The organism is Pedobacter sp. (assembly GCF_040513095.1).
In the GTDB taxonomy this organism is placed as follows: domain Bacteria; phylum Bacteroidota; class Bacteroidia; order Sphingobacteriales; family Sphingobacteriaceae; genus Pedobacter.
The window spans coordinates 1-3,465 of record NZ_JBEVDX010000059.1 but is presented as its reverse complement, the minus strand read 5'-3'; the positions used below and the strand labels follow the sequence as shown (position 1 = coordinate 3,465).

Below are 3,465 nucleotides of genomic sequence, written 5' to 3'. Positions count from 1 at the left end.
AACAAATGGAATCATTAAAAGGAAAAACAGCAATTATAACCGGCGCAGGTAAAGGTTTGGGAAAAGCAATGGCCCTGGCTTTAGCGGCCGAAGGAGTAAATCTGGGTTTGATCGCAAGAACAGCAGAAGATCTTCAATCCGTTCAAAACGAAATAAATACTTTATATCCGGGTATCAGTGTAAGCCAATATGCAGCGGATGTAAGCGATTTGGCCAGTGTAAAAATAGCTGTGGAAACTATTGCTGAGTCTTTAAAATCAGTTGATATACTGATCAATAACGCAGGTATACTTAAAATGGGCGGTATTTTAGAGCTGCCAATAGAAGAATGGGAACAAGCCTTCCGTGTCAACGTGTTTGGAACTTATTATATGGTTCATGAGGTACTCCCTTTCATGCTAAATCAAGGCAAAGGTAATATTATCAATATCGCCTCCACTGCCGGTTTGAAAGGAAGTAAGGATATGAGTGCGTATGGCGCATCGAAAGCTGCGGTGATCAATTTAACCGAATCCTTAATGCAGGAAGTCCGGAAATCGAATATCAGGGTAACTCTCGTCAATCCCAGCACTATAGCGACCGAAATGACTTTAAATGCAAAATTCACCGATGGTAATCAGGAAAAAGTTTTGCAGCCCGAGGATCTTGCCTTTTTAGTGGTCAATAATTTGAAATTGCCTCAGAGAGCTTTTGTAAAAGAAATCGCATTATGGTCTACTAACCCCTAGGTCAGCTGCAGCAGCCGCCATATTGCCCGATATTTTTCAGTCAATATCCCCGATTGCTAGGCCTGATCCGTCTTACTCCTATACTACAATTTATGATCACCATGCGCGCGCTCAAAAAAACTCTGGCATTAACCGGCTCCATTTTCATCCTGCTGCTTTGGCAGCAGGCGTTTTCACAATCCCGTAAGGAATATCTTTTACAGGACGACTGGAAATTTACAAAGGGAGATCCTGCGAATGCAGCACAGCCCGGGTTTAATGCCAAAGGCTGGGAGAGCCTCAGTATTCCGCACGACTGGGCGATCAAAGGACCTTTCGATGGCAATAATGATGTTCAGTATGTTCAGGTAATTGAGAATCTGGAGAAAACACAGCATAAAAAACTGGGACGTACCGGAGGACTGCCATTTATCGGCACTGCCTGGTACCGCAAACAACTTAGCGCATCATATTTCAAAGCAGGGCAGCGCGCGGTATTACTTTTCGATGGTGCCATGAGCTATCCGAAAGTATTTATCAATGGTAAAGAAGCCGGGCACTGGGCCTATGGTTACAGCTCTTTTTCTGTTGATATTACTTCATTCCTAAAACCTGGTCAGGAGAATACCCTTGCTGTACGTTTGGAAAACCTGCCGGAAGCTTCAAGATGGTACCCTGGAGCAGGTTTGTACAGAAATGTACATCTGATCGTAACAGACGATGTACACATTCCGGTTTGGGGAACTTATGTCACCACACCGGTGATCAACGAAAACTTTGCAAAAGTAAAGATCAAAACAAAAGTTGAGAGCCATACCATTGCAACGCTGGGATTAAAACTGGTTACCGAGATAAAAGATGCTACTGGTAAAATCGTAAGTACAACAAGTTCTAACCTGGCTGAAACGGACAATTCTGAATTTGAGCAGCAGCTGATTGTTAAAACTCCGGCATTATGGTCGCCCGAAACTCCCGTTCTTTATAAAGCAGTTTCTAAATTGTACGCAGGAGAAGAACTCAAGGATCAATATGAAACCACATTTGGTTTCCGTACCATAAAGTTTGAGCCTGTAAAGGGTTTTTCACTCAACGGAAAGTACCGTAAATTCAAAGGCGTATGCAACCACCATGACCTCGGGCCATTAGGCGCGGCAATGAACGTATCCGCTTTACGGAGACAGCTCACTATTCTGAAAGATATGGGCTGTGATGCCATACGGACTTCGCATAATATGCCTGCACCAGAACTCGTAAAGCTGTGTGATGAAATGGGTTTTATGGTGATGATAGAATCATTCGACGAATGGAAAACACCCAAAGTGAAGAACGGCTACCATGTGCTGTTTGATGAATGGGCAGAAAAAGATATTGTCAATATGGTGCACCGCGACAGGAATAACCCCTCTGTGATCATGTGGAGTATTGGAAATGAGGTGCGCGATCAGGACGCCGTTAATGGAAATAAGCTGATTACTTTCCTGCAGGATATCTGTCACCGTGAAGATCCTACGCGCCAGGTAACAATGGGGATGAACCACTATGATAATGTGATGAACAATAACTTTGCTTCAGCAGTAGATATACCAGGTTTCAACTATAAACCAAACCTCTATGAAAGTGCCAATACACGTTTACCTCAGGGATTTTTACTGGGCACAGAAACAGTATCGACGGTAAGCTCAAGAGGCGTTTACAAATTCCCGGTGGAGTTTGCTGCTATGAAGCTGTATCCTGATAACCAGAGTTCATCGTACGACTTTGAATTCTGTGAATGGTCGCAGGTGCCTGATGATGAATTTGCAAAACAGGATTCTCTTGAATTTGTAACCGGAGAGTTTGTATGGACGGGATTTGATTACCTTGGAGAACCTACTCCTTATGACGAGATCTGGCCATCCCACAGTTCATACTTTGGTATTCTTGATCTGGCAGGCTTACCAAAAGACAGGTATTACCTGTACAGGAGCAAATGGAATACCGAAAAACCTACATTACATATATTACCACACTGGACATTTCCGGGCAGGGAAGGGCAGGTAACACCCGTTTTTGCGTACACCAGCTACCCTTCGGCAGAGCTTTTTATCAACGGAAAAAGTATGGGCAGGCTGAGCAAGAACAATAGCTCAAACACCAATAAATACAGGTTGATGTGGAAAGACGTAAAATATGAGCCCGGAACAATAAAAGTCGTTGCTTACGACAAGGACGGTAAAGCTGCGGCCGGGGAAACTGTTCATACCGCCGGGAAAGCGGACCATATAGTCCTTGAGGCTGACAGAAAGACCCTTGATGCGAATGGACAGGATCTGAGTTATATTACCGCAAAAATTGTAGATAAGGATGGAAACCTTTGTCCGGATGCAGAAAATGAACTAACTTTCAAGGTGTCAGGTGCAGGAAGTTTTAAGGTGGTTGCCAATGGCGATGCAACAAGCCTGGAGATGTTCCATTTTAATCACATGAAAGCATTTCACGGCATGCTGGTAGTTACCGTTCAGTCCTCTCATAACCCAGGCGATATGGTATTGAGTGTTACCGGCAAGCAACTAAAGAAAAACATCCTGATCATAAAAACCAAATAAATGAACCAAATAAACAACCCAATGCCTCAATCACACAAGATGACAACTCAACTGCGTATGATCGGACTGAGAATCGCTTTTACGTTAGTATGTACATGCTCTCTGGCTGTTGTTTCCAGTGCCCAGCAGAAACAAAAGACAATCAGCAATCCAATACTTCCGGGTTATTATGC

Annotated in this window: 2 protein-coding genes; both read left to right on the top strand. The window is 43.6% G+C overall.

The features are described from left to right. A partial coding sequence (locus ABWY16_RS07930) for a 3-ketoacyl-ACP reductase (RefSeq protein WP_353904109.1) occupies positions 1 to 728 on the top strand: 728 nt, incomplete at its 5' end. Positions 729 to 820: 92 nt separating this feature from the next. Continuing rightward, positions 821 to 3,292 carry a beta-galactosidase GalB gene (gene galB / locus ABWY16_RS07925; protein ID WP_353904108.1) on the top strand — a complete coding sequence of 824 codons (2,472 nt, stop codon included), beginning with the start codon at positions 821 to 823 and terminating at the stop codon, positions 3,290 to 3,292. Positions 3,293 to 3,465 lie beyond the last annotated feature (173 nt).